Here is a 22,326-nt window from a genome sequence, read left to right as displayed (position 1 = left end):
GCGGCAGGCGGTCGTCGGCGGTCTGCCCGCCTACTTGTTGCTCGCGAGGAAGCCCGCGTCGGACATCAGCGTGCGGTGCGTGGCCTCGGCTTCGGTGAGCCATTTGGCGAAGGCATCGCCGGTCATGAAGGTCGGGTTGAAGGCACCCTTCTCCATGTACTCCTTCCACTCCGGCGTCGCGGCCACCTTGGTCAGCAGGTCCTTGTAGAAGGCGAGCTGGTCGGGCGTGACGCCGGGCGGCATGAAGATGCCGCGCAGCATCGTGTACCTGGTGGGCACGCCCGCTTCCTTGCAGGTGGGGATGTCGTTCCAGGACTGGGTGTCGGTGACCTTGGCCTTGAACGGCATGCGCTCGTCGTCGAACACGCACAGCGCGCGCAGCTTGCCCGCGCGCCACTGCGCCACGGCCTCGATCGGGTTGTTGACCGTCGACTGCACGTGCCCGCCCACCAGCTGCACCGCCACCTCGCCGCCGCCCTTGAAGGGCACGTAGATGAACTTGGTGCCGGTGGCTTTCTCGAGCGCGACCGTGATGATCTGGTCTTCCTGCTTCGAGCCGGTGCCGGCCATCTTGAACTTGTTCGGCCCCGCGGCCTTCACCGCGGCGACGTATTCGCCGGCGCTCTTGTAGGGCTCGGAGGCATTGGTCCACAGCACGAACTGGTCGAGCGCCAGCATCGCGACCGGCGTCATGTCCTTCCAGTTGAAGGGCACGCCCGTGGCCATTGGCGTGGTGAAGAGGTTCGACAGCGAGATGACGATCTTGTGCGGATCGCCCTTCGCCTCCTTCACCGCCAGGAAGCCCTCGGCGCCGGCGCCGCCGGACTTGTTGACGACGATCAGCGGCTCCTTCATCAGCTTGTACTTGATGACGATGCCCTGCAACAGGCGCCCCATCTGGTCGGCGCCACCGCCGGTGCCGGCGGGAATCACGAACTCCACCGGCTTGGTGGGTTCCCATGCGAAGGCGGGCGCGGCACCGGTCACCAGCGCCACCGCGGCGGCAGTGGTGGCAAGTACGGCAGTCGCGCGGCTCAGAACATTCGAGGCGATCTTCTTCATCAGGGTGTCTCCTGTGTAGTGATTTCGCTCTTTTTTGTTCTTGAATCTGAGCAGAGATGCGAACGGGCACGATGGTGCGCGCCGACGATTCGAGGCGGCTTGATCGCGGTCAACTTTTCGCAGATTTCGTATTCGGGTTAGCCCGCGCTGGCGATGCGCGCGGGGCTGCTCGCGACCCCGGACCGGACTGTCATCGCAAACCCTATAAAATCGCGGGCGCGCTGCGGACTCACCGCCTCGCGTATCCATCCGGTCTTCGTAGTTCAATGGATAGAACGGGGTCCTCCTAAGACTCAGATACAGGTTCGATTCCTGTCGAAGGCACCAAGGACCCGAATCACGGCGTCTCACCCCACATCAAAACCCCGCACGCTCCAAGGCGTAGCGGGTTTTTCTTTGCCTCGCAACAACGCGCGGCGTAGCATCCCATCGCACGGAAATACCGTTACTTTTTCCGGTATCCCGGAAATCCCCGTGACGAGATACCGTTGAGGAGTGGAGATGGCACTGACAGACACGTTTGTTCGGCAGGTGAAGCCCACCGGGAAGGCCATCGGCGACAAGTATGCCGACGGCGCCGGCATGTACCTGTTGGTGAAGACTGCCGGGAAATACTGGCGAATGGATTACACCTTCGCCGGCAAGCGGAAAACGCTAGCGCTGGGCACCTACCCAGAAGTCTCGCTGGCCAAAGCCCGGGATCGCCGCGCCGCCGCCCGCGAGCTGCTGGCAGACGGGACTGACCCGAGCGCGGCCAAGCGCGAAGAAAAGAGAGCCCGCGCCGACGCAGCGGCGAATACGTTCGAGGCGGTTGGGCGCGAATGGCTGGGAAAGACTGCGGCCAAACGAGCGAGCGGAACGCAGCTCAAGGTCAAGACATGGCTCGAGAAGGACGTGTTCCCCTTCATCGGCAAGATGCCCATGTCCACCATCGGTCCGCGCGACATTCTGGAGCGAGTTGTCCGCAAGCTGGAAGCACGCGGCGCTGTCGATACCGCCCATCGCGTCAAGCAGCTTTGCGGGCAGGTGTTTCGCTTCGCAGTGGTGTCAGGACTGGCAGAGAGGGACGTAACTGCCGATCTGAGCGAAGCTCTGGCCTCGAAAGCGACCAAGCACTTCGCCGCCATTACCGAGCCCAAGCGAGTCGGAGATCTGATGCGCTCGATCCATGCCTATAGCGGCCACCCCACTACCGTTGCCGCGCTGAAGCTTTCCCCTCTGCTGTTTGTCCGGCCTGGCGAGTTGCGCACCGCGGAATGGGCTGAGATCGACCTGGACGCGGCCGAGTGGCGCATCGCCGGCCCGAAGATGAAAATGAAGGTCGATCACGTCGTGCCGCTAGCAACCCAAGCGGTTCGGATCCTGCGGAACCTCCAACCGATCACAGGGCATGGACGGTTTGTGTTTCCCAGCATACGGACGGGTGAACGCCCCATGAGCGAGAACACGATCAATGCCGCCCTACGTGGGATGGGCTACAGCGCTGAAGTCCACACGGCCCACGGCTTCAGGGCAACCGCGCGGACCATCATGGACGAGGTGCTCGGCGAGCGCGTGGACTTCATCGAGCACCAGCTCTCCCACACGGTCAAGGATGCCAACGGTCGTGCGTACAACCGCACCGCACATCTCCCCGCGCGCCGGAAAATGATGCAGCGCTGGGCGGACTACCTGGACAAGCTGCGCATCGGTGCCGACGTGATTCCCTTGAAGCCGCGCCAGATGACATAGCGCCACGTCCGCCCGCTCCTGCCAAGCCAGCTAGATGAGTGCCACGACATCGCGCAGGTGCGCCGCAGTCTGGGGCAACCCGCGCTTTTCGAGCAGTTCGACCAACGCGATCGCGTCGTACTGCGGCCGGGCCCAGCGCTCGCGCGTTCGCTTCAAAGCCGCGAGGGCGGTGAGCTTCTCCAGCATCAACTGGTTGAGGACGAATTCGTCGGGAGTCTGTACCTCGATGCCGAACGGTTCCAGCACTTCCCTGGGAAAGTCCTTTTCGTTCCACGTCAAGATCGCATCCGCGTGCCCAGGATCGCAGCCGCCAGCACGTGGCGGTCATCAGGGTCCGGCAGCTTCAGGCCCTCGATCAGGTGCTCCTAGCCCAAGTCACAAAACGTGGCTCGCAGCGGCCAAGTTGATTCGCCGCTGTACGCGCGGGCACTCATCCAGGGCGGTGAAAGTACGGCTTTACCGGCTTGGTTTTTTGACCCCGTCGCCCTTCTTGGCGCGGCCGGAGCGGTAGTTCGTCAATGGTGTTCGCAACGGCACGGCGGGACTCACGATATCCAGCCACTCCACAATTTCTCGGGGCGGGCGGCGCGATGCTGCGCGGAGATCGAAAAGCTCTCGATCTCGCAACTGGACTCGACAAACCGTAAATGCGGAGCGCTTCCGCCTGCTGTTGTCGGTAAAAATTGTCGCGTCAGCGACTGAGCACGCTAGGCGAATAGCCTTTTGCGTCCGAGGGAACCTTGACATGAGACGTGGGATGTCGACGGAATGGCCACCCTGCGCCACTCGTGTCGAAACCCGTGCGATAGACAACTGGGCATTCGACAGTCCGACAAAGAAGAGGAGCACGAAGTAACCGGCATCCTGCATCTGACGAATGAGATCAATCTTGGACTCAACTATGCCGCCCTTCAATTCCCGCCAATGCGAGAACACAGTTTCCATGGCGAACGGGACTCCACGCGCCATCGCTTGTGCGACGAACGCTTCAACGCCTTTTTGAGCGACAGCCATCCAGCTCTCGTCATGGTCCCTCAACTCCTGCGCCCAATCGGGCAGGAGTTTGGTGCGGTCTGGCTCCGGCAGCACCGAGAGCATCATGCGGTCGGCGTTGACTAGGGGAATTCGGAAGTCGGACGATAGATGCTTCGTCCACATCGTGGACTTTCCTGATCCGTTGTGGCCGGCCAGGATGACTGCGAGTGGCTTTCGAGAGCGGCGCTGTTCCCGTCTGACTTCTTCCACCGCTTCCGCGATGGTCGTCATGCTCTGGATAGCACCTTGAATTTGCCCTCAACGAACACTCCGACCGACATCTTCCCGTTGAGTTCACGGATGAGCCGCCCCGGCTCTTTGGGGTCGGCGTGGTACAGCGGCACGGTCGACTCGTTCGGCAAGGACACGCCCGCCTTAATGATCTTCGTCGCCGCACGTGCGAGCGCCGTTTGACCACTGGATACGTTGCGTCGCAGTTCGGGGCCCTTTGGCCCAATGGAGTTCACTACCACCGACCCGAATCGGACTGTGGAAGACGATCCCTTGGTGTTAACAGCGTTGACCACCATGCCCCCCACTGCAGGGCGAGTCGACTTGCCTCGCCGCGTTGACTTGGCCGCCAATGTTTTCATTTGAGCCATAGCGAACCTCAGCGCTTCCCCGGCGCGATTAGCCGTTGCGCGCGCTCAATACGCCCGCGCAGGCTGTCCTGGAAATGCGGATCTTTGCGACGGCTATCAATATGGTGCGCGATTGCCACTCGGATTACCTCTGAAATGGGCGTCTCTTCGACATTGGCCACGGTCTCCAGAGCTTCGGCCTGCTCTGCAGTTAGTCGAATGGTCATGGACTTTACTGGCTTCATGCCTGGAATTATGGGCCAAACAACCGAGATTGCAAGGCTCATTGATGCCGTGGTATCATGCAACCACAGTAGCACGGAGCCAATCAATCATGCCCACTTCGACTCAAACGCCTGACCCCTCCAAGCCAGGCGCGAAACCCGAAAAAGAACTGCACATCCAGATCGATCGCAGTCCTTATCAGGTGCTTCAACTCACAATGAGCGGCACGGAAATCAGACAACTTACGACGCCGCCGATCGGCGCGGATCGTGACCTCTTTGAGGTCGTACCCGGCACTGCGGATCGCAAAATTGCAAACACCGACGTGGTAGAGATTCATAACGGCCAACGCTTCTTTACCGCACCGGGCCAAATCAACCCGGGCTGATGCGTCACTGAGGAGTACATATGAGCCTGCCAGCCTCCGACATCTCGTATCTCGACGAGCGGGGATTGCCTTATTCGGTCACGACCGAAGGGGGGATGATCTGTGTGTTGTTGCCGCAATTTCCATTGCCAGCCGGCAGTAACGTGACGGCCTCCGACTTGCTGCTGCGTCTCAATCCCGGCTTTCCCGATGTCCCTCCCGACATGTGGTGGTTCGATCCCCCTGTAACACGCAACAATGGCGCGACTATTCAGGCGACCGAAGCAAGAGAACAGCATCTCGGCCGGACGTGGCAACGTTGGTCGAGACACTTGCAGCCCGGGCAGTGGCGATCTGGCGTCGACCGCCTGGAAAATTTCATCGGCCTAATCCGCGCCGAGTTGATGCGTGGCTGCGGGAGTGCGACCGTATGACATGCACACTGGTCCTGCCGCACTGGCTCGCCGAAGACATAGAGAAGGCCGCTCAAGACCCCCTCGAGACCGCCGGCGTCTTGCTCGCATCCATGTGCAATCTCGCTGACGGGACTCGAAAGCTGTTGGCCCGCCGCATCCACTGGGTGCCTCCCGAGGCGTATCGACATCGAAGCGGAAACGCGCTGCTGATCGGTTCGGACGGCTATGTGCCTGCGCTACAGGAAGCAGAGACGATAGGGGCTTGCGCCATTTGGTTTCACACCCATCCGTCCCACATCGGCATCCCGCTTCCAAGTTCACATGACGACCGCGTAGACGAGCAACTGTCAGACCTCTTTCGGCTTCGCACCGGCGCGGAGGTATACGGATCACTGATCGTCTCTCCAGGAAGGGGAGGCTTCACGTTCTCCGGTTTTATTGAGGGTGATCGGTGGCGGGCAGAAATTGACCGCCTAATCGTGGTCGGCGACAGACTCCGCTTCGCCAAGACCTTCCGCGCCGGGTGCGATGAGGTTTCTCCGGAGTTCGACAGGAGCGTTAGAGCCTTTGGCGGCGCTGTACAGGCGTCGTTGGGCGAGCTTCGCTTTGGCATTGTCGGCAACGGTGGCACAGGGTCGGCCGTTACGGAACAACTGGTTCGACTTGGGGCCCGAAAGCTAGCCTTGTTCGATCCGGACACGCTCACCACAAGCAATCTCACCCGGGTGTACGGATCGCGTCGAACGGACGTGGGACGCCCGAAGCCAGAAATCCTGCGTGATCACCTTCTGGCGATCGCCCCCGATCTTTCCTGCGAAACGCACAATCAGAGCATTCTTGAAGAGGCGGTCGCCCGTCAACTAGCGAGTTGCGACGTCGTGTTTGGCTGCACGGACGACAACGCAGGCCGCTTGGTGCTCTCCCGCCTCGCAAGCTACTTTCTCATTCCTGTTTTCGACTGCGGCGTCCTTCTCTCGAGTGATGCCTCCGGACAACTCACAGGGATTGACGGTCGTGTCACGACGTTGTGTCCCGGAACCTCCTGTCTAGTTTGCCGTGATCGGGTCGACCTTCGGCGCGCGGCGGCCGAACAGATGAGCGCGGCGGAGCACGGGCGCCTTGCAGCGGAAGGTTACGCGCCATCGCTCGGGCGCGTTGAGCCTGCCGTCGTGACATTCACAACTATGGTTGCTGCCGCCGCGGTTTCTGAGTTGATTGAACGCCTTGTGGGATACGGGCCGACTCCTCGACCGAGTGAGGTACTGCTCCGTGCCCACGATCGTGAGACTTCGACAAACATCGTCCCGCCTCGTGATGGACATTACTGCGACCCTGCTGCGGGTAAGTTGGGAACAGGCACCTTGGAACCGTTCTTGGAGCAAGCTTGGCGATGATGAACATCAAGTGGTGGGATTGGCTGCCCTTATTCAGATGGCGTGTCGTAATGACTTGCGACGCTGCCGACGAAGTACCCGACAAGCTTCCGCGCAACGGCGCGGTGCTGGTTGCCTCGGGCACGATTGCCAAGTGGCTCGTATTCGATTGTGCTTGCCGTACGGGACACCGGATCATGCTGCCCTTGCAAGGGGCACCGCGCTGGCAAGTAGGAAGACAACGGCCACTCACCGTTACGCCGAGTGTTGACTATCGAGGACACCGTCGGTGCCATTACGTCCTGCGCGACGGAACTGTTCGATGGGTATAGAGGAAGGGAATTGAAATGGCGGAAAAGAAATCACGCGGCCCGAAGAAGAACGCGACGAGCGCGCTGGCCGGCAACTCGCCAGCATCGCAGCCCTCGCCTGGGAACGCGCCAGCAAACGGGATGATGCGAACGCCGTTGTTCCAAGCCATGCATGCTGAGCGGTATCAGCGCCAGTTCCTGATTAAGAACATTCAGGGGATCACGAACAGAAAACTGGTCTGCTATGTAGCCGGGACCGCAGCGCTCATCAATCGTGACGATACCCTCGGTTTTGTCGATCTTCTGCACAACATCCCCAAGGGCAGCGATCTGGACTTCCTGTTGCATACCCCCGGCGGAGATATGGACGCGGCTGAAAAGCTGATCACGATGATCCGCACCCGGGTGGGAAATGGGCGGTTGCGGGTCATCGTGCCTGACTTCGCCAAGAGCGCGGGGACGCTGATCGCGATCGGCGCAGACGTGATCGCAATGAGCGATTGCTCGGAACTTGGTCCGATTGATCCACAGATCACGCTTAACGACGCGCATAGCAATTCAATACCGCACTCGATCCAGAGCTATCTTGACGCATATGCAGCGCACAGCCAGGCACTAAAGCAGGACCCTACTGATCAAGCTGCGCGCATCATGCTGGAGAAGCTGGATCCTGGCACTATAAAGCTGTTCGAAGCCGCTCGTGAACGAGCGCGCACGTTCGCCGAGAGTCAACTTAAACGGCACTCGCCGACATACACCAAAGTGGCCGCGGCGTTGCTGGACACGCACAAATGGCTGTCACACGGCCAAATGATCGGCCATGAAGATGCGACCTCGATCGGCTTGAACGTTGAGTACCACGATCCCCAGTCACCGGATTGGCACCCCGTCTGGCAGCTTTACGCCCTACAACGAATGGCAGTCCGTGATGATGTCAAGCTTTTCGAATCCGACGTTGTTTCCGTTCAGTTTGAAAGTGGCGCAGCCTCTAGTCGCTCGCGGGGTGACTAGCTGCTGTGTTGGGGCTCCAGACGATAGTAGCCGCAGGATCTCCGACTGCCCGGTAGAAGCCAACTAGCCAAGACGTGGCCAGTTTCAATATTGAGATCAGCTGGTCCGGGAAGCGTCCGAGTATCCCTCCGGATCATCGACCCAGCGCTGAAGCGCTGCACGAGGCCAACCACAGGCGCGTCCGCCCAAATGCACAGGAGGAGGAAACTTGCCTCCAGCAATCCTGCGATACAAGGTGGCGCGGCTCAGTGCGGTGATGCGTATCACGTCGGCCATGCGAAAAAACGCGGGGCCCGTCGCGCCCGACAGATCAACATGGCGGTGATCGACATGGGGTTCGAATTGCATGACAACTCCTTGAAGTTGAGTCGAGCCTTCAAGTAGCGGCTTGCGTACCGACGGTGAATTTCTGACTTGAAGACCCGGACAAAAGCAGACCGGCACCGGAACCAAAGCAGCGCTGCCATCCGGACTCGCCCCGGCAATTGCAGCCCAACCCAGCGCCCCTAGACTCGTCTTCCGCATGGAATTGCGCCGAGCGTGCGACGACTCACAGCTTCTGACAACTGGCATTTTTGACAGGGGCAACGCCCCGGCTCAGGCACATTCACGACCCCGCTCAGACGACCACACCGTCACAGTATCAGTGCGGGCAACCCTGCAGAAGGTCACTGAAACGAGGACGACTCCACCATCATCGGACACGTGGCCCGGACGAGTTGGCATCCGCGCGCTCCGGCGCTCGACTTCTCTCTGCCTCCTTCCATCGATCCGCCATTCGCTGCGCATCGGTCTGCACAGCCGGCATGCGCGCGACGAAGCGCTCCACCCGCTCGGCCAACTCGGCCTGGCCCTGACTTCGAAGCGCATCCGCAACTGCGTGCCAGTCCGCCACCACCTCCTGCTGCGTGCGCTGCATGGTCTCTTTGCCGGCATCCAGGGTGCCTCGGTTTGTCTGTAAGGCCTGGAGCACGCTCTCCAGCTTGGCGCGCATGAAGGTCGAGGTCCTCGGCGGTCGATGCCTGGCTCGGTCGTCGGGCGGCAGTTGCCCGAATGCCCGAAGCGCGCGGAGCCTGTGATGGATCGCATCCCTATAGGGCTTGCGCGTCTGCCCTCGCACTTGGCGCGGTGTGGCATTGGCCGCCACGCCCTGCTCACGCATCAGCGCGGCGAACTGCTCGCGCCACTGGCGCAGCGTGTCCTTGCGGATGTAGAGGCGCTTGCCGGGCTCGAACTCGTGCTCACACTTGACCACCAGATGCACATGCGGGTGCGGCTGATCGGTGTGCAGCACCATGGCGTAGCGATATTGCAGCGCAAAGTTCTCGCGCGCAAAGACGCGGGCAGCAGCCAGTACCTTTTCCGGTGGCGTGCCGGCGGGCATGGACAGGACGATGTTGTGCACCAACTTCGCACGCGTGTCTTTCTGCCCCAGCGCGGGCCTCGGCTTGTACTGGCTTCTGCAAAGCTCCAGCTGCCAGTCGGCCGTGATCTCCTTGGCTGCACCCCGGCCCTGCGGCGCCAGTCCCTCGTCGGTTTCCAGCTGCAGCTTGCCGTGCCGGCCGACGTAGCGCAGATGGGCCTCGACGCCGCCGACGTCCCGTCCGCCGCCGGAGACCTTCACCATCACCTCGGGCGTGCGCCCCCCCGTGCGCTGGATCTGCGCGATCTGGTCGGCCCCGAAGCGGAGCTGGCCACCCGGTCCTCGCCGACCGTAGCTCACGATGTCCAGCGTCATGTCGCGCGGCGCATCGGCCGCGCCGCGGCCGCTTCGGCCCCCGCGCACCCTCTGCTCAGGCATGGGCACTCCCGCCGCCGGTCTCCCAGCTGATCAGGTTGCGGTGCACGAGGGCGGCCGTGGCTTTGCGTGCCACCTCGACTTCCCGCCGGACCGACGCGATCGCCTCGCCCAGGTCCGGTGCCACCGGCTTGGGCAGCGTGTTCGGCATGCCGAACATTCGAAGCTGCCGCGCCAACGCGGCCAGTCGGGCGCCGGTCACTTTGATCTGGTCCAGTTCGTTCGGCGGCAGCACGGCCGCGTCACGCAGATGGTTGTGAATCAGCAGGGCGAGGTAGCTGGCTGTCTTCATCCCACGGGAATGGGCTCGCTGTGCCGCCAGCGCGCGATCGCCTTTGCGAAGCCGCAGCGTGATGCGGTCCGCGGCAACACCGTCGGCATTCGAATCACACGACCCCGCGCTGTTGGACCTCAGCACTTCGTTGACCATTTTGGCGAGCAGCCCCGACTCGCTGAGCTGATGCCGCGCGGCCAGCGCGGCGAAGTGCGCCTTCGTCTCGGGCGGCACCCGGGTCCCAATCACGCTGGACAGAGAGGTCTTAGTCATCGCAACGCCACCGTTGTTAACAATGTCTGACGTCAGTCTATCCTGCCCTCATGGCCGCACAAGGACTTTGCCCTCGGAATTCCAGCGTCGAGTTCCCTCGCCGTTTCGCCGTTCCCCGAGCGTTGCGGTCGACCGGCAGTTCGGAGCCCTCCATCGATGTTCGGCATGCCGAACATTGCGGAGGTGGACGGAACGATCCCGCCCTCGTGGCCCCACAAAGACTTTGCCTTCGAAGTTTCGATGTCGTCCTGCAACCGCCGCGTCCAGGCTACCGAGACCGAAAATTCAATCCGCTCGTGGAGCACGCCCACAAGGCCGCTGCATGAATTTCCTCACGGCTTCATCAAGCAGAAGGCCTCCGCTGTTGCTGCCGTTCGAGAAATTCTCGGTGTTCGGCATGCCGAACACCGCAAAAAAACTATGGACAGAGAGGTGAATTCGACACGTAGCGAACTCGCAGGGGAATCATCGAATGGGCATCCGCGTCGCCCGCGCAGTGCGGCCAGGAACAGGCTACTCCCGCAGCGTGAAGACCACTGACAGATAAGAGACCGGCTGGGTCCGAATGGCCTCGATCCCATGGAGTGCACTCGCATCGAACAGCAGCGAGTCCCCCGCCCTCACCTCCGCCGTCCTGCCGCCATAGCGGTAGCTGACCTCCCCGGACAGGAAGTACAGGAACTTGAGGCCCGGGTGCTGGAAGGTCACGTAGGGATCGGCGCCGGGCAGCAGCGTGACCAGGTAGGGCTCGACGAACAGGTTGCCCGACAGGAGGTGACCCAGCAACTCGTAGCGGTAGTCCGCCACGGCCCCGACCCGATCCACGACAACGCCCTGCCCTGCGCGCACATGGCAAAAGTCCGTACGTCGCGCCTGATCCCCGAAGAAGCGCGAGAGCGGAACATGCAGCCCCTGCGCGAGGCGCTCCAGCGTCTCCACCGAAGGCGAGACAAGACCGCGCTCGATGCGAGAAAGCATCGAAGCAGAAATCCCCGAGGTCTTGGCCAGTTCACCGCCAGACACCTCGGCCGCCATGCGCAGCGCCCTGACCTGCGCACCGATGCGAGCCGTGGACAAACTGCGCACGACAGGTGCGGATTGCCTCGGGCGGACACGCGTCACCGAGATCGGCAGCCGCAGCGGACGGGCCGTTGGTAGAGGCGAAGCGATCTGTCGACGCGTCATTGGATTCGTTGGCAGCGGTAAGAGCTTTGCATCTCGGCAACAGAGGCAACCCGCAGGAGGAGCGATCCATTGCGAATTAGAAACGCAGATGCGCAACTCATTATGTACCATACAAGCAGGTGCATAAAGAAGTCCATGCAGCGAGATTCGTTGCATGCGATCGACGCAGGATCCCGCACTACTGAAAGCCTTTGCGGCCGAGCTGAAGGCTCGGCGGGCAGTGCGCGGGTTCAATCAGGAAGAGCTCGGTTTTGCGTCGGGCCTCAATCGCACATTCATTGCCAAATTGGAGACGGCCACTACCAGCCCTTCATTGACCAGTCTCATCTTCTTGTGCAATGGGCTCGAGGTAGAGCCTTCGGAACTCATTAGTTCCTTGATGAAGCGCTACAAGAAAGAGCTGCGGACTAAGTCGGCGGCTGAGTGAGAGATCTCGCCGGTCATCCAGGGCAATCGCTACTCCGATTGAAGCCATCTCTGTAGATGCCGCTGACCGGCTCCGAAGTCAGAGCGCATCGGCGATCAGCCCCAAGGCTTGCTCAGCAGGCAAAGCGCAAAAGTCACCGTCCGGTGGTCCGCAAATGCTGCCGCAGGCTTGCCAGAATCAGCGACAGCCCGAGCGCAATCTGATTCAGCTCAGGCGTGGCCACCATCCACTCGACCTGGCGGAGCAAATCCGTTTCAAGTTCTGGTGCAGACCCCGCCCAGCGCTCAGCGACAATAGCCATGCATCGCTCGATGACCGCTGCAGGCGGATCTACTTCGCCTTTCTCATATTTCGAGATTTGAGATTGGCTGAAGTTGCCCAGTGCACGGCCAAACTCCGCCTGCTTCATCTGACCTCGAGCGGCGCGAATAAGCCCGGTCACCTTGAAGGCTCTCGGGTCCAATGGATCGGGATGAAACGAAGGCATTTTTCAGCGTGTATTCCCTTTGGGAATGTGGTATTCTAAGCGGGAATTCTCATGTTGCACGCCTACCGATCCCAATCAAGCCGTTCAAGCGCGCCCGCCAGCGCTACTGCGGCGCCAGGCGCAAGCCCATATGTGTTCGTCCGAAAGTCAGCGCCGCGCCCCTCAGCGGTCTTCGATACCTATTGGCGGTTTGCCGTCGAGCGGCAGGCGATTTATCACCGGCGTGTCAGGGGAGCCTCGTCCCCTTGGACTACCGACTCGATCCTGCAGCAGCACAAATTCACCAACGCGTACCGCGCATCCGATCGCGTCAGCCAGTACCTCATTAGGGAGGTCATCTACGGGGGTGGCTTCGATTGGAAGTCAACTGTCCTGCGCGTGCTTCTCTTCAAGATCTTCAACAAGATCGAGACGTGGAAGCTACTAGAGCACGTGTTCGGCACGATAGATGCAAAAAGCTTCAATGTGGAAGCATTCGCGAATGTGCTCGAGCAGGCTAGGAGCACGGGTGGCTCGATCTATTCCGCCGCGTACATCATGCCCAGCGGCGTTTCGGCGGGCCCGCGGGGCCGCAAGCATGTCATGCATCTGGAGCTCTTGGCATCTGAGATCGCCAAGGGGTTGCCGGCTGACCTTTTAGAGGCTCCGACGATGGAGGCGGCGTATCAGCGCCTGCTTTCGGTTCCCAGCTTTGGGCGCTTCCTCGCTTATCAGTTCATCATCGATTTGAACTACACAAACGAGCTCAGCTTTTCCGAGATGGAGTTTGTCGTTCCTGGGCCCGGTGCGCGCGACGGCATTCGCAAGTGCTTTGTCGACCTCGGCGACTATGACGAGACCAACCTCATCCGGTGGGTCACTGAAAAGCAGTCGCAAGAGTTCGAACGCCTGGGGCTCAAATTTTCGGACCTGTGGGGCAGGCCGCTACAGCTTATCGACTGTCAGAATCTGTTCTGCGAAGTGGATAAGTACGCACGCGTGGCGCACCCGGAGGTTAGCGGAATCTCCGGTCGAACGCGCATCAAGCAGAAGTTCGCCGTCAACATGCAGCCTGTGCCGTCCCCGTGGTTTCCACCGAAATGGAAGATCAACAGTGCGATCCCGGGCGTTGCTCAAACTGGCCGTTCGCGGAAGTAATCGAGCGCGCGTCTATCGGCATCCAGCCGTAGCCAACCGCCTCCGTTTTCACGAAGCCGACGGAACGCTTCAAACCCGACGATAAACGCGCGCTGCCACTCGTACAGCGCACACGACTCCACTTCCAGGCCTCTGACCATTCGCTGAACCAACGTGAGGATGTTGTGGTCGATGCGGTCCACGTTGTGCAGCATTGACATACCCCGGGCGTAGTCCCAAATGGTGTGCGTGATCGCCTCTTCGACGATCGCTGCGCGTGCCCCATCTTGCACCTCGTCGATCTCCCCAACGCTCTTTCGCTTGCATCGAAAAAGAGTCCGAGACACAGGCGACCAACCCAGCACCGCGACGTAGGCAAGGTGGAAAGCGTCATGGAAGCGGTACCCGTCGTCGGTGTGCGAGTTGTCGGTCAAGCGATCCCCGATGTTTAGCCCGTTCACACGCAGGATTACTTCAACCTTGCGGGAGCTGCGCTCCAGCTCCAGAACGTTGATGTCAATACGCCTTGGCAACTGTTCATGCATTGGGTAGTCTGCATCCAGCAATGGTGCGGGCCCGATGGGTAGGCCGCCGAAGTAGCTGGAGCCCTTGACGAGATTGAGTCGGCAGATTTCCTCGAGGTTCATCTGCTCCGCGCCGATCGCGTCGAGTAAGGCATTTAACGCCTCGGCAATTGCACCCCGAAGCCCAATCGTCGACTCGCTATCTGCCGACGATAGCGACGTGCTCATCAGCGCGCTGACAGCGTGCGCCAGCCGATAGATGTGCCTTAGTCCATCACGCGATGGCGAGTCAGGCGGGGACCTGAGCTCGCTGAGCGTCACACCGGCGTGCGTGGCAATCTCCGCCACGTACCAAAGCACATCGCCAAACTCGATCTGAAGGCTCTTGTATCCGTCGGTGTAGGCGGCGCCATCACGGATGAGCTTTTTCACCTCCCCCGCTAGCGAGCCCGCCTCACTTAGCAGCCCCAACGCAGGGATGTGACGAGATTGCGCGTCGCCCCAATTGACGCGCGAATTCTTTGCTGCTTCTCGCTGGTAGTCATCGAGATGCATGCTCAGCCCCTAACCAGCAAGCACCTTACGTGCGCTTTCAATAAGGGCCTTGGCATCATCGGGGCCACCGACCGCTGCGGCGTCGTAGTTCGCGTAGGTGGCGTGGACCACCAAAGGCCCTGCTTCGAGCTTCAGCTCGTGCGCAACCGCGGCCTGCAAGGCGGCAAGTCCACGGTAGTTTCCGAGTGCCTTTTCCACAAAGTACTGGCTGCGGTACATCGCGGTGAGATACAGGCTGTTCGTCTTCCCGAACTTGAAACTCAGATGGCTGAGGCATTGCGTGCGAATAGTGGCTTCTGCGTCGTCGTCTGGGTCATAAAGCTTAAGCTCGGCCGCTGGCATGCCGACGTCTAGCTCATAAAAGCAACGCTTGCGTTGCGCCGTCTTGCCGCCCTCGCCTTCAAGCTGCCTCCGCATTTTGTTGATCATCGCCTCCAATGGGCGATAAGTCTCCCCATCGGAATCGACGCGCTCAGCGACAAGACGCAATGCGTACGTGCCCCACGGATTTTCGGCCGCGATGTTTTTGTAGATGGTTTCCGGGTACTCGTAGACCCTCTTCATCCCGCCCTGCCTGTACTCGGTCATCGGGAAGATCGTCTCCGCGACGGTGACCAACGGCTGCTTACCAGATGCTACGAGAACGCTATCTACAAGCCGCTCAGCCTCCCGCGACTCGGCTGTAGCGAGGGAGGGCTGCGCAACCTCGACGACAACGTTATACGCTCGACCGCCGTCGTTCTTCGGGTCAATTTGAGAGATGGCATCAAGCCAAGCCCCTACTCTCGTTTTTCCGCGCGCAATGATCATGATTGGATCGCCCTAACAGATGAAAACCCAAGAAGGTTCGATTCGATATACGACGCCGGCAGCCACGCATACCCGCCAAAGCCCCACTGGAACCCCCAGCTATTTCGAATGAGGATCTGCACGCCCCCAGCGGAATCTTTGCCGAAGCCCGCAGCCACAACGGCGTGCGCGCCAAGGTAAGCGCCACCATCCGCAATGGTGTAGTGCGGCGCAGCCACGTCATGGAACGACTCGCGCATGCGTACCGCCAGTATCACGGGCGTTCCCCCTTGGAGAAGGGAGACCAGAGCTGCGGATGCTCCCAGCTTCGTGAAGCTTGTGTCACCTCGCCAGAGGTCAGTGATCCCATCTGGCGGAGCCCAAGGCGACGGCTGTGTCTGCGAATACGGCCAGTGCGATTCCGCGCATTGGCCATCGCGTTTCAAGGTATCGGTCATCGCGTCAAACGTCAGCCCTGTGCTGCTGTTGCCGCCGGGCATGCGCTTGGATGCCCGATAGAACAAATGCTCGACCGACAGCGGATCGCCGAGACCATGCGCATAGGCGTGACAGTCGCTAGTTGAGCATGCCAAGCACGAACTGCGCATTCCCTGATCGCGCACGCCAACCCAGTAGTGCCGCAGATCGGTCTCAGGCTCGATCTCTCCCACAGATGAACTCATGCGTGCTTCAACCTCGCAACTCTGGGAAGACCAGAGGACTCCTTGCCATGAAGTGAAAGCTCAAATTTGAGAGAAGCGCCTGCATTGCCGCGCGCCTCCCATGCCCTGCGCTGCTCCAGCAACAGCGTGCCCTCTACCTCGCCTTGCAGCGTGGCACGCCGGGTCGGCATGGCTCCGATTTCCATCTGAGGCACCGGCAACTGGGTGTCCTGTTTGATGGTGAGCCCCAACCTTTCGGCCGCGGAAAGGTCCCACCGGTATCCGGCGGTCGTGTGCTCCTGCAGGTTCAGTACCAGCAAGTCATCTGGTCCGCCTAGCAGCGTAGCGCCGTTGTCTTGCTCCCGCACTGTCCACACGTCGGCCCACCAAGTGGCCGGCTTCACGTCGCCTGCAGCCACCTGCTTTGCCGCCTTCACCTCTCGGGCTCGTAGATCATCCGCCACCGTTCGGGGAATGATGCCGTGACCCTGCAGCGCCCAGCACAGGGCTTCGTAGCTGACACCTAGGCGAAGCGAAAGTTGATAGACGTACGGCTGCAGTCGCAGCTCGTTCAAAGTCCAGTTCTGTCTTCTCACATGCGCGGCAATCAGCCACTTGGGCATCAAGAATTCCGAAGCGAACGCGTCCGCCTCAACTTCCTGCGGGTCGTATCTCTTTATCTCGCCGCGTGCAGCAAAGCCAACATCCTTGTCGGTGCTGACGGCGTGCTTGAACATGAAGTGACCAAGCTCGTGCGCCGCAGTGAATCGCTGAACTTGGAGTGGCCGCTTGGTGGTGACGATGATTCCCGCCACGCCAGGCAATGGCAGGTAGGCGCCGAGAAGGCCCTCGAGCGGCCGAAAAATGACTACCAAGCCAAGGTGGTGCATGACGCCCAAGACGTCGATCGGAGCCTGCCCGCCTGCAAGCGCCTGCTGGAGACCCAGCTGCTTGTGGAGCTCGGTCGCCTTGATCGTCCCATTCAGGATGGCGTCACGTTTTGTCACCATGGCCCTTTGACGCTTGTGCGCGCTGCATTAAAAATTCGCTGAAACGCAGGAGCTCTTCTCGGTCCTGTGGAGAGAGTTGCTCAGCTTTTCTAGCCAGCATCTCGACCTCTTCCGGTCGCTCCTGCGCAACTTCTTCGCCAGTGAAATAGCCCACGGGTCGCTGGTACAGACTTGCAAGAGCCTTCAACTCGAGCGTCTCGATCTTCCGCTGCCCGTTCTCCATGAGGGAGACGGCCGACCGCGAGATCTTCAGATGGTCGGCGACCTCCTGCTGAGAGAGACCGAGATACTCACGCGCGGTCTTCATGCGCTCTGCAAGGGCGAGGCGCTCTTCCATCACGCGGCCTTCTTCTGGATGAACGGCACCACCTTGGACTGGTCGACTTGGTAGTGATGCTCGCGCAGCATGTCGATGACGTGCTGAGCCGCCGCTTGGGCCGACGCGTATCCGCCCTTCTTGATCCAACTCGGCTTCAGCTTATGTCCGACCTTCTCTTCAATCATCGGAGACAACTTTGCGACAGTCTTGGAGTCGACCGCTGGCACGTCGAAAACGTCGGTGTTCTCGGGCGCCGCCGGGATATAGCTCTCAGCAGCTTGCACTTCAATCGCCTTAACGATCTCCGCTCGCAGCACCGCTTCTTGTGCATCGAACTCAGCCTTGGTCAGTGCCTTTTTCATGGCGCCCTTTCGTTCGGTTTTCCAACAATATACATCGTTGTTGTTCGAAAATCAAACAACCGGCGCCAGCGCTATGGCCAAACGGAAGTTGCCCATGGACCGCGCGTCGATGTACACGCCTGCGCACGCGCGGGCGACTTCTTCCGCATGGGGGCGTGGAAGGAGGTAGCGACGATCGGTCGACGGTGCAAGCTCAACATCGAGAAAAGACAAGTCCCGGATGCCTGTAAGCGCACACTGACATTTGAAAAACGCCTCCTTGGCGCAGAACGCGAAGTTGGCCGCTAGGTCTGGGCAACCGGCCCAACCCAACTCCACCACGGCATTGAGCTCCCGAGGAGTGGCTATGGTGGGCGCAACGGCCAACGTGATACGGCGTGCGTCATCAAGGTCTACGCCTATTGCCCGGAATTTGCTGGATGAGCCCACCGCCGCGGCCGCCCAACCGGCCGCATGGGCAATGCTGCCCACCATGCCCGCAGGGAACACAGGCTCGTCGAACTGCCCGACGGACAACGGCTCAAGGACACCCCGGGTGATTGCGCTAGCAGCCACGCGCGCCGCTCCCCTGCCCGCGGCAAATTCGAGCTGCCGGGTAGTGCTGTCCCGCGCGACGATTGCACGCTCCTCGGGCAAGGCGGCGATCGCACTTGCGCTGAACCGCGCAACGCACAAGCTGGCGCCGTGCCAGAAGAAGGTTTCTCGATTCGCGTTCACTTGACGCGGCTCCCGTCCGGCGCGTCGCCGGGCGTACCTAGTCCACGACGCCGACCACCGGCCTCACGCCTTACCACATACGTGGAGAAGGTCTGCACGTCGGTGGTCAAGACGGCTGCTCCGCCCCCAGCGCCTTCCGGCTCAGGGCTGTGGCCCTAGCCAGGTGACCGTCCATCACGCGCAGCCAAGCTTCGGTGCTACCCGAATCAGCGGGCTTTATCTCTGCGTGGCGAGCCAGTTGGTCCAGAACGGTGGCAAGCTCGCCGCTCACCCCGGCAAAACTGCCATCGCCGGCCTTGAGATACGCACCGAGGCGATCCAGGCCGTCAATGGCAACAACAGGCCCTCCATCGTTAGCGGGACGATGAACAGACTGCTGCAGCGTCTCCAGCTCATCAAGCCACTCCCTGCCTACGGCCTCGGCCTTGCCCTCTAGCCTTCCCGTTTGCATGGCGCTGGCCAGGATGAAGAATTTTTCGGGCGCCTGGTCCAGCCAGCGATCAACAAGCGGCATTGCTGCATGCGTCGGCGACGGCGCATCATCCGCGCGCGCATCGGCCGTCATCGTCGTAATGCGCCCGGCGCGCGCCTTCACTCCGCCTTGAATGATCTGTAGCTGCAAATGCCGGAGCTCGGCCACGTTAATTGGCCACCACTGAGTCATCTCTTGCGCCCTGTAATAGCCAATGGCGTCGATAAACGGAAGGCCACCTTTGGGGTCCTGACGCCTAACGAATTGAACCATGCAGAACGACGCAAACTCACGTCGCTTTGGCTCGTCAACGAAATCGAGTCGAGGGTCGACCAGCATCGCGATCGCCCTGCTGGTGTTGCGGTCCTTCAGCAACTTGGTTACCCGGGTGATCTGATCGATGTTGCCGGCGTACTTGAGAAGCCGACTGCCATGAATGTAGGGAATGCGCCCCTGCAACTGCGAGTCGCGACGCTGCCACCATTCGACCAACTCGCGCAACCAGCCGTGGCGCCGCTGCTCTGCCGCGCTGGCGGGGTAGCCGTGCGGCAGCACCCCTACTGGCGCGTCGGCTGCGAGGTCCAGTTCCACCACCAATGGCAACCCTTTGGCATCGCCGCCCGCACAAGCGCGCACCTTGGCGTAGACCTCATCGAGATCTGTTCCCTTGATCAACGCCAGTGCGCCTGCAGGGGCACTGTCTGCGTAGTCCCACAGCCGCAGCTGCGGGCTGGGCTTCGGCTGCAGCGGCAAGCCCGCCTGCGGCACCGCAAACGTACTGACCCGCACGGACGGTGTCCATGGCAGTCCCTCAAGCTCAACGCAACTGGCGGCGTCGCGCTCATCGCCGTCGCTAAACGTGCCGCCGGACAGTACCAGCGTCTTGCGGGGCGGGGCCTCAGGGTCGCTCCTCGACTCGATGTAGTCAAAGTACTGCCGCGAGACGTGCTTGTGCCCATGGAACACGACACGCACATCCAGCTCGCGCAGCTGCGCGCGGAGCGCCTCCAGCGGGAGGAGATCCGGCATGGTCTTAATCTCGAGACGCATGCTCGGATTCTTAAGGTGATGATGCAGCGCCACCATACGTAGCTGCCTGCCGTGCTGGGGCCCGGGCAACCGCTCAAACATGTCGCGAATGTGTTCGAACTGTGCGCGCGAAATGTGCGCGGCGTCGTGTCGCAGAAGATCGTTCAGCGCCTTCTTGATCGCCTCCTGCGCTTCCGCCCCCTTCGACTCGGCGGCCGCCGCGGGCAGGTGCACCCAGACCTCCCGCAGTGCTTCAGGAACCGCTGCATCGACGTGAGACCAATTACACGAGTTAACCGCCAGCACCGCCCACGAATTGTCTGTCGCGGTCAGCACGTGTCGCGACGGGTCAGCTTTCTCTGGCAGAGCATCAACTCCATCCAGCCAAGGCGTAATGCAGCCCGCACTGCGCCAAACAGAAACAAAGTCGCTGTAGCGCTCGCCGCTGCCGGGCGCGGTACCTTGGGGCACATCGTGATTGCCAGGCACCGCGAGAATCCTGTTAGCGGCGAGGTTGAAGCGCTGCATCACTAGGTCCAGCAACGCACGGTTGCCGCCAGGTTTGCCCCGCAAAAGCGCGTCGCCCGAGAAAATGACGCCGTCAAGCGTCTCGCCGCCATTCCCCATACGTTCCGCGATCCGATGGATCAGCAGCTTGAAAGCTTCCTCCCTCGAGTGATCGTCGATCGGGAGGTCTAGCTTATTGTCGTATGGACGGTAGTCGCCGCCACCCACAACAATATGGCTGTCAGTGATGTGCAATAGCCGTACCGGGATGCTCATTCAGCTTTTATCCGCAATTGCGTTTCGGGAACCGCTGGCATGCTGGGGCACCTTGAGGACCATGTGCATAGCGTGCCGCCACGCAACCGCACCGGCGGCCCTGGAGCACGGACCTGAACCTTCCTTATGCATGGGGCACGTAAATAAGCGTTTGCGCGTCCAGGTCGCCAATCAGGCTGCCGTTGGGCTGCGCGCTAACCTGCCGCCACACCTCGAATGCGTTGAGGATGGCGCGATTCCACTCCCCCATCGTCCGACAACTGACCTCCAGATGCGAAGTCAGCTGGGCAATGAGTTGCAGCAACTGGATGCTGACGCTGTGGACGTTCTCGTAGTTGGAGTTCTTGCGTGCCTCATTAAAGATCAGCGCAGCAATTGCTTCGTCAATTACTGCAGCTCGGCCACCGTCTTGAATCTCGTCAATGTTTTTATTGCTCTTGCGCTTGCAATCAAAAAACATCTTGCCACGCAACACCGGAGACCAGCATAGATGAGCGACGAACGCCAAGTGAAACATGTCATGGAATCTATACCCGTCCTCCACAGCCGCGTTGTCGGTCAGAGGATCGCCGAATGCAGCACCTTCGTATGTGAGCTGCAGTACCTTTGTGCCTTTGGCGTCTTCGCGCTCGGCCGACACGACATCAATCTTGAAACGCCTCGGGAAGCGCTCATTGGGCGGATACCCTTCGTCGAGGGCGGCGCCCTTTTTCCGAGGCGGAGCGCCCCACAGGCTCGCGGTTTTCTTTAAGTTCAACTTTGCGATCTGCTCGAGGGAAAAATTATTCTTGCTAGCAATGTTCGCGATGTACCACAGCAGATCGCCCAGGGTTTCGCCGATGTGCTGATTGAACGCCTGATAAGCGGCACCATCGCGTACGTAGCGTAGGTACTCGGTTGCCAGCGCTCCAGAGCGCGCAGCCAATCCCAGCACCGACGTTAGCCAGGCCGTCATCTCGTCCTTATTAACCGTCTGGTCCGTGCTGTTTGCCTGCCGTTGGTATTCGTCGAGGTCCATCTTTGCTTTCTTGTCTGAACAATCGTGCTTAGAAGTTGAAAACAATCACATCCACAACAACGGCACTCGCCAAACCGTCGAGATTAATGAAAGTGGCTCGAATCTAAACAGCTACGCCAGCTTCGCACGCTCAGTAGACTGCTCTCACAACGCTGATTGCGACGGTCAGCGTGACCGCAATCGAAGCGAGGTTTCTTCGTCGCATCCATTCCTGGCTTCTCGCCTCTGCCCGTTGTTGCCAAGCACGATAGCTCGTTTCACACGTCCCGAAGTGGTTGGCCCGACTGATAGCCTCATGCAGACAGTGTAATCTTTGGTTACAGAGAGAGCATCCCAAATTTATGGGAGGGGCGACCTGATTCGCATACGGTATCTCGCAAAGGCGGCGGCATTACGAGGTAGGTTTTGGTTGGT

Annotated in this window: 27 protein-coding genes and 1 tRNA gene; 9 read left to right on the top strand and 19 right to left on the bottom strand. The window is 60.6% G+C overall.

The window, feature by feature from the left end; genetic code table 11:
* Positions 1 to 30: 30 nt before the first annotated feature.
* The gene (locus BMY35_RS29440) at positions 31 to 1,062 is read right to left on the bottom strand and encodes a Bug family tripartite tricarboxylate transporter substrate binding protein (RefSeq protein WP_093206544.1); all 1,032 of its coding nucleotides are present in this window, start codon (positions 1,060 to 1,062) and stop codon (positions 31 to 33) included.
* Between the two features lie 252 nt (positions 1,063 to 1,314).
* On the opposite strand from BMY35_RS29440, the gene BMY35_RS29435 reads away from it, so the two are divergent.
* Both BMY35_RS29435 and BMY35_RS29430 read left to right on the top strand, forming a co-directional pair.
* A tRNA-Arg gene (locus tag BMY35_RS29435) sits at positions 1,315 to 1,389 on the top strand.
* A 174-nt stretch (positions 1,390 to 1,563) separates the two neighbouring features.
* Entirely contained in the window at positions 1,564 to 2,793 is a 1,230-nt protein-coding gene (locus BMY35_RS29430) for a tyrosine-type recombinase/integrase (RefSeq protein ID WP_093206543.1), read from the top strand.
* Between the two features lie 30 nt (positions 2,794 to 2,823).
* Here BMY35_RS29430 and BMY35_RS29425 read toward each other — a convergent pair whose 3' ends face one another.
* The 4 genes from BMY35_RS29425 to BMY35_RS37955 form a co-directional block, all read right to left on the bottom strand.
* The gene (locus BMY35_RS29425) at positions 2,824 to 3,072 is read right to left on the bottom strand and encodes a VapC50 family PIN domain-containing toxin (protein WP_177213741.1); all 249 of its coding nucleotides are present in this window, start codon (positions 3,070 to 3,072) and stop codon (positions 2,824 to 2,826) included.
* A gap of 177 nt (positions 3,073 to 3,249) precedes the next feature.
* Positions 3,250 to 4,059, bottom strand: coding sequence for a zeta toxin family protein (locus BMY35_RS29420; RefSeq protein ID WP_093206542.1), 810 nt, complete (start codon positions 4,057 to 4,059; stop codon positions 3,250 to 3,252).
* Complete coding sequence (locus tag BMY35_RS37960) at positions 4,056 to 4,358, bottom strand: hypothetical protein (RefSeq protein WP_143080774.1); 303 nt, start codon at positions 4,356 to 4,358, stop codon at positions 4,056 to 4,058. The genes BMY35_RS29420 and BMY35_RS37960 overlap by 4 nt, the downstream gene beginning before the upstream one ends.
* An 80-nt stretch (positions 4,359 to 4,438) precedes the next feature.
* Entirely contained in the window at positions 4,439 to 4,636 is a 198-nt protein-coding gene (locus BMY35_RS37955) for a ribbon-helix-helix protein, CopG family (RefSeq protein ID WP_218153028.1), read from the bottom strand.
* 107 nt (positions 4,637 to 4,743) lie between these two features.
* Between BMY35_RS37955 and BMY35_RS29415 the strand changes: the two genes are divergently transcribed.
* Genes BMY35_RS29415 through BMY35_RS29400 form a run of 5 tightly spaced genes read left to right on the top strand, consistent with a single transcriptional unit; the run spans position 4,744 to position 8,112 of the window.
* Positions 4,744 to 5,022: a multiubiquitin domain-containing protein gene (locus tag BMY35_RS29415; protein ID WP_177213740.1), complete on the top strand. Its 279-nt coding sequence runs from the start codon at positions 4,744 to 4,746 to the stop codon at positions 5,020 to 5,022.
* Between the two features lie 20 nt (positions 5,023 to 5,042).
* Positions 5,043 to 5,435: an E2/UBC family protein gene (locus tag BMY35_RS29410; RefSeq protein ID WP_093206540.1), complete on the top strand. Its 393-nt coding sequence runs from the start codon at positions 5,043 to 5,045 to the stop codon at positions 5,433 to 5,435.
* Positions 5,432 to 6,811 (top strand): HesA/MoeB/ThiF family protein, encoded by a 1,380-nt coding sequence (locus BMY35_RS29405; RefSeq protein WP_093206539.1) that lies wholly within the window; start codon positions 5,432 to 5,434, stop codon positions 6,809 to 6,811. The genes BMY35_RS29410 and BMY35_RS29405 overlap by 4 nt, the downstream gene beginning before the upstream one ends.
* Positions 6,808 to 7,122 (top strand): ubiquitination-like system serine protease family protein, encoded by a 315-nt coding sequence (locus tag BMY35_RS39140; protein WP_371287206.1) that lies wholly within the window; start codon positions 6,808 to 6,810, stop codon positions 7,120 to 7,122. The genes BMY35_RS29405 and BMY35_RS39140 overlap by 4 nt, the downstream gene beginning before the upstream one ends.
* 15 nt (positions 7,123 to 7,137) lie before the next feature.
* On the top strand, positions 7,138 to 8,112 hold the full coding sequence (locus BMY35_RS29400) for an SDH family Clp fold serine proteinase (protein ID WP_093206538.1): 975 nt from the start codon (positions 7,138 to 7,140) through the stop codon (positions 8,110 to 8,112).
* A gap of 96 nt (positions 8,113 to 8,208) precedes the next feature.
* Here the strand turns inward: BMY35_RS29400 and BMY35_RS29395 are convergent, their stop codons facing one another.
* The 4 genes from BMY35_RS29395 to BMY35_RS29375 all read right to left on the bottom strand — a co-directional run bounded on the left by BMY35_RS29395 (position 8,209) and on the right by BMY35_RS29375 (position 11,543).
* Entirely contained in the window at positions 8,209 to 8,460 is a 252-nt protein-coding gene (locus tag BMY35_RS29395; protein ID WP_093206537.1) for a helix-turn-helix transcriptional regulator, read from the bottom strand.
* Between the two features lie 346 nt (positions 8,461 to 8,806).
* Positions 8,807 to 9,850, bottom strand: a complete 1,044-nt coding sequence (locus BMY35_RS29390; RefSeq protein WP_256229974.1) for a relaxase/mobilization nuclease domain-containing protein — start codon at positions 9,848 to 9,850, stop codon at positions 8,807 to 8,809.
* Between the two features lie 55 nt (positions 9,851 to 9,905).
* A complete protein-coding gene (locus BMY35_RS38915) occupies positions 9,906 to 10,457 on the bottom strand; it encodes a hypothetical protein (RefSeq protein ID WP_256229972.1) in 552 nt (183 codons plus the stop codon).
* 513 nt (positions 10,458 to 10,970) lie between these two features.
* Positions 10,971 to 11,543 carry a helix-turn-helix domain-containing protein gene (locus BMY35_RS29375; protein WP_093206535.1) on the bottom strand — a complete coding sequence of 191 codons (573 nt, stop codon included), beginning with the start codon at positions 11,541 to 11,543 and terminating at the stop codon, positions 10,971 to 10,973.
* A 253-nt stretch (positions 11,544 to 11,796) separates the two neighbouring features.
* On the opposite strand from BMY35_RS29375, the gene BMY35_RS29370 reads away from it, so the two are divergent.
* Positions 11,797 to 12,069, top strand: a complete 273-nt coding sequence (locus tag BMY35_RS29370; protein ID WP_093206534.1) for a helix-turn-helix domain-containing protein — start codon at positions 11,797 to 11,799, stop codon at positions 12,067 to 12,069.
* Between the two features lie 133 nt (positions 12,070 to 12,202).
* On the opposite strand, the gene BMY35_RS29365 is transcribed toward BMY35_RS29370, so the two are convergent.
* Positions 12,203 to 12,556, bottom strand: a complete 354-nt coding sequence (locus tag BMY35_RS29365; protein WP_143080771.1) for a helix-turn-helix domain-containing protein — start codon at positions 12,554 to 12,556, stop codon at positions 12,203 to 12,205.
* Between the two features lie 51 nt (positions 12,557 to 12,607).
* On the opposite strand from BMY35_RS29365, the gene BMY35_RS29360 reads away from it, so the two are divergent.
* Positions 12,608 to 13,693 carry a nucleotide kinase domain-containing protein gene (locus BMY35_RS29360; RefSeq protein ID WP_093206533.1) on the top strand — a complete coding sequence of 362 codons (1,086 nt, stop codon included), beginning with the start codon at positions 12,608 to 12,610 and terminating at the stop codon, positions 13,691 to 13,693.
* On the opposite strand, the gene BMY35_RS29355 is transcribed toward BMY35_RS29360, so the two are convergent.
* The 9 genes from BMY35_RS29355 to BMY35_RS29315 all read right to left on the bottom strand — a co-directional run bounded on the left by BMY35_RS29355 (position 13,669) and on the right by BMY35_RS29315 (position 21,912).
* On the bottom strand, positions 13,669 to 14,751 hold the full coding sequence (locus tag BMY35_RS29355; RefSeq protein ID WP_093206532.1) for a nucleoside triphosphate pyrophosphohydrolase family protein: 1,083 nt from the start codon (positions 14,749 to 14,751) through the stop codon (positions 13,669 to 13,671). The two genes, BMY35_RS29360 and BMY35_RS29355, sit on opposite strands and share 25 nt — an antisense overlap.
* Positions 14,752 to 14,760: 9 nt before the next feature.
* Positions 14,761 to 15,561, bottom strand: a complete 801-nt coding sequence (locus BMY35_RS29350) for a thymidylate synthase family protein (protein WP_093206531.1) — start codon at positions 15,559 to 15,561, stop codon at positions 14,761 to 14,763.
* Positions 15,558 to 16,223, bottom strand: coding sequence for a C1 family peptidase (locus BMY35_RS29345; protein WP_093206530.1), 666 nt, complete (start codon positions 16,221 to 16,223; stop codon positions 15,558 to 15,560). Before BMY35_RS29345 ends, BMY35_RS29350 begins: the two co-directional genes overlap by 4 nt.
* On the bottom strand, positions 16,220 to 17,212 hold the full coding sequence (locus BMY35_RS29340) for an ImmA/IrrE family metallo-endopeptidase (protein WP_093206529.1): 993 nt from the start codon (positions 17,210 to 17,212) through the stop codon (positions 16,220 to 16,222). Before BMY35_RS29340 ends, BMY35_RS29345 begins: the two co-directional genes overlap by 4 nt.
* Complete coding sequence (locus BMY35_RS29335) at positions 17,196 to 17,549, bottom strand: helix-turn-helix domain-containing protein (RefSeq protein ID WP_093206528.1); 354 nt, start codon at positions 17,547 to 17,549, stop codon at positions 17,196 to 17,198. The genes BMY35_RS29340 and BMY35_RS29335 overlap by 17 nt, the downstream gene beginning before the upstream one ends.
* Entirely contained in the window at positions 17,549 to 17,893 is a 345-nt protein-coding gene (locus tag BMY35_RS29330) for a hypothetical protein (RefSeq protein ID WP_093206527.1), read from the bottom strand. The genes BMY35_RS29335 and BMY35_RS29330 overlap by 1 nt, the downstream gene beginning before the upstream one ends.
* A gap of 51 nt (positions 17,894 to 17,944) precedes the next feature.
* Positions 17,945 to 18,610: a 4'-phosphopantetheinyl transferase superfamily protein gene (locus BMY35_RS29325; RefSeq protein ID WP_093206526.1), complete on the bottom strand. Its 666-nt coding sequence runs from the start codon at positions 18,608 to 18,610 to the stop codon at positions 17,945 to 17,947.
* Between the two features lie 106 nt (positions 18,611 to 18,716).
* The gene (locus BMY35_RS29320; protein ID WP_093206525.1) at positions 18,717 to 20,894 is read right to left on the bottom strand and encodes a metallophosphoesterase; all 2,178 of its coding nucleotides are present in this window, start codon (positions 20,892 to 20,894) and stop codon (positions 18,717 to 18,719) included.
* 124 nt (positions 20,895 to 21,018) lie between these two features.
* A complete protein-coding gene (locus tag BMY35_RS29315) occupies positions 21,019 to 21,912 on the bottom strand; it encodes a nucleoside triphosphate pyrophosphohydrolase family protein (RefSeq protein ID WP_093206524.1) in 894 nt (297 codons plus the stop codon).
* Between the last annotated feature and the right edge of the window lie 414 nt (positions 21,913 to 22,326).

The sequence above is a fragment of the Variovorax sp. YR750 genome (assembly GCF_900109805.1).
In the GTDB taxonomy this organism is placed as follows: domain Bacteria; phylum Pseudomonadota; class Gammaproteobacteria; order Burkholderiales; family Burkholderiaceae_C; genus Variovorax; species Variovorax gossypii.
The sequence above is the reverse complement of the archived record's forward strand: the minus strand, read 5'-3'. Positions and strand labels throughout refer to the sequence as shown.

What these genes read in the sequence shown, in the direction of transcription:
- BMY35_RS29440 (WP_093206544.1), bottom strand. Translation starts at nt 1,062, where the DNA reads ATGAAGAAGATCGCCTCGAATGTTCTGAGCCGCGCGACTGCCGTACTT.
- BMY35_RS29430 (WP_093206543.1), top strand. Translation starts at nt 1,564, where the DNA reads ATGGCACTGACAGACACGTTTGTTCGGCAGGTGAAGCCCACCGGGAAG.
- BMY35_RS29420 (WP_093206542.1), bottom strand. Translation starts at nt 4,059, where the DNA reads ATGACGACCATCGCGGAAGCGGTGGAAGAAGTCAGACGGGAACAGCGC.
- BMY35_RS37960 (WP_143080774.1), bottom strand. Translation starts at nt 4,358, where the DNA reads ATGGTGGTCAACGCTGTTAACACCAAGGGATCGTCTTCCACAGTCCGA.
- BMY35_RS37955 (WP_218153028.1), bottom strand. Translation starts at nt 4,636, where the DNA reads ATGACCATTCGACTAACTGCAGAGCAGGCCGAAGCTCTGGAGACCGTG.
- BMY35_RS29415 (WP_177213740.1), top strand. Translation starts at nt 4,744, where the DNA reads ATGCCCACTTCGACTCAAACGCCTGACCCCTCCAAGCCAGGCGCGAAA.
- BMY35_RS29410 (WP_093206540.1), top strand. Translation starts at nt 5,043, where the DNA reads ATGAGCCTGCCAGCCTCCGACATCTCGTATCTCGACGAGCGGGGATTG.
- BMY35_RS29405 (WP_093206539.1), top strand. Translation starts at nt 5,432, where the DNA reads ATGACATGCACACTGGTCCTGCCGCACTGGCTCGCCGAAGACATAGAG.
- BMY35_RS39140 (WP_371287206.1), top strand. Translation starts at nt 6,808, where the DNA reads ATGATGAACATCAAGTGGTGGGATTGGCTGCCCTTATTCAGATGGCGT.
- BMY35_RS29400 (WP_093206538.1), top strand. Translation starts at nt 7,138, where the DNA reads ATGGCGGAAAAGAAATCACGCGGCCCGAAGAAGAACGCGACGAGCGCG.
- BMY35_RS29395 (WP_093206537.1), bottom strand. Translation starts at nt 8,460, where the DNA reads ATGCAATTCGAACCCCATGTCGATCACCGCCATGTTGATCTGTCGGGC.
- BMY35_RS29390 (WP_256229974.1), bottom strand. Translation starts at nt 9,850, where the DNA reads ATGACGCTGGACATCGTGAGCTACGGTCGGCGAGGACCGGGTGGCCAG.
- BMY35_RS38915 (WP_256229972.1), bottom strand. Translation starts at nt 10,457, where the DNA reads ATGACTAAGACCTCTCTGTCCAGCGTGATTGGGACCCGGGTGCCGCCC.
- BMY35_RS29370 (WP_093206534.1), top strand. Translation starts at nt 11,797, where the DNA reads ATGCGATCGACGCAGGATCCCGCACTACTGAAAGCCTTTGCGGCCGAG.
- BMY35_RS29365 (WP_143080771.1), bottom strand. Translation starts at nt 12,556, where the DNA reads ATGCCTTCGTTTCATCCCGATCCATTGGACCCGAGAGCCTTCAAGGTG.
- BMY35_RS29360 (WP_093206533.1), top strand. Translation starts at nt 12,608, where the DNA reads ATGTTGCACGCCTACCGATCCCAATCAAGCCGTTCAAGCGCGCCCGCC.
- BMY35_RS29355 (WP_093206532.1), bottom strand. Translation starts at nt 14,751, where the DNA reads ATGCATCTCGATGACTACCAGCGAGAAGCAGCAAAGAATTCGCGCGTC.
- BMY35_RS29350 (WP_093206531.1), bottom strand. Translation starts at nt 15,561, where the DNA reads ATGATCATTGCGCGCGGAAAAACGAGAGTAGGGGCTTGGCTTGATGCC.
- BMY35_RS29345 (WP_093206530.1), bottom strand. Translation starts at nt 16,223, where the DNA reads ATGAGTTCATCTGTGGGAGAGATCGAGCCTGAGACCGATCTGCGGCAC.
- BMY35_RS29340 (WP_093206529.1), bottom strand. Translation starts at nt 17,212, where the DNA reads ATGGTGACAAAACGTGACGCCATCCTGAATGGGACGATCAAGGCGACC.
- BMY35_RS29335 (WP_093206528.1), bottom strand. Translation starts at nt 17,549, where the DNA reads ATGGAAGAGCGCCTCGCCCTTGCAGAGCGCATGAAGACCGCGCGTGAG.
- BMY35_RS29330 (WP_093206527.1), bottom strand. Translation starts at nt 17,893, where the DNA reads ATGAAAAAGGCACTGACCAAGGCTGAGTTCGATGCACAAGAAGCGGTG.
- BMY35_RS29320 (WP_093206525.1), bottom strand. Translation starts at nt 20,894, where the DNA reads ATGAGCATCCCGGTACGGCTATTGCACATCACTGACAGCCATATTGTT.
- BMY35_RS29315 (WP_093206524.1), bottom strand. Translation starts at nt 21,912, where the DNA reads ATGGACCTCGACGAATACCAACGGCAGGCAAACAGCACGGACCAGACG.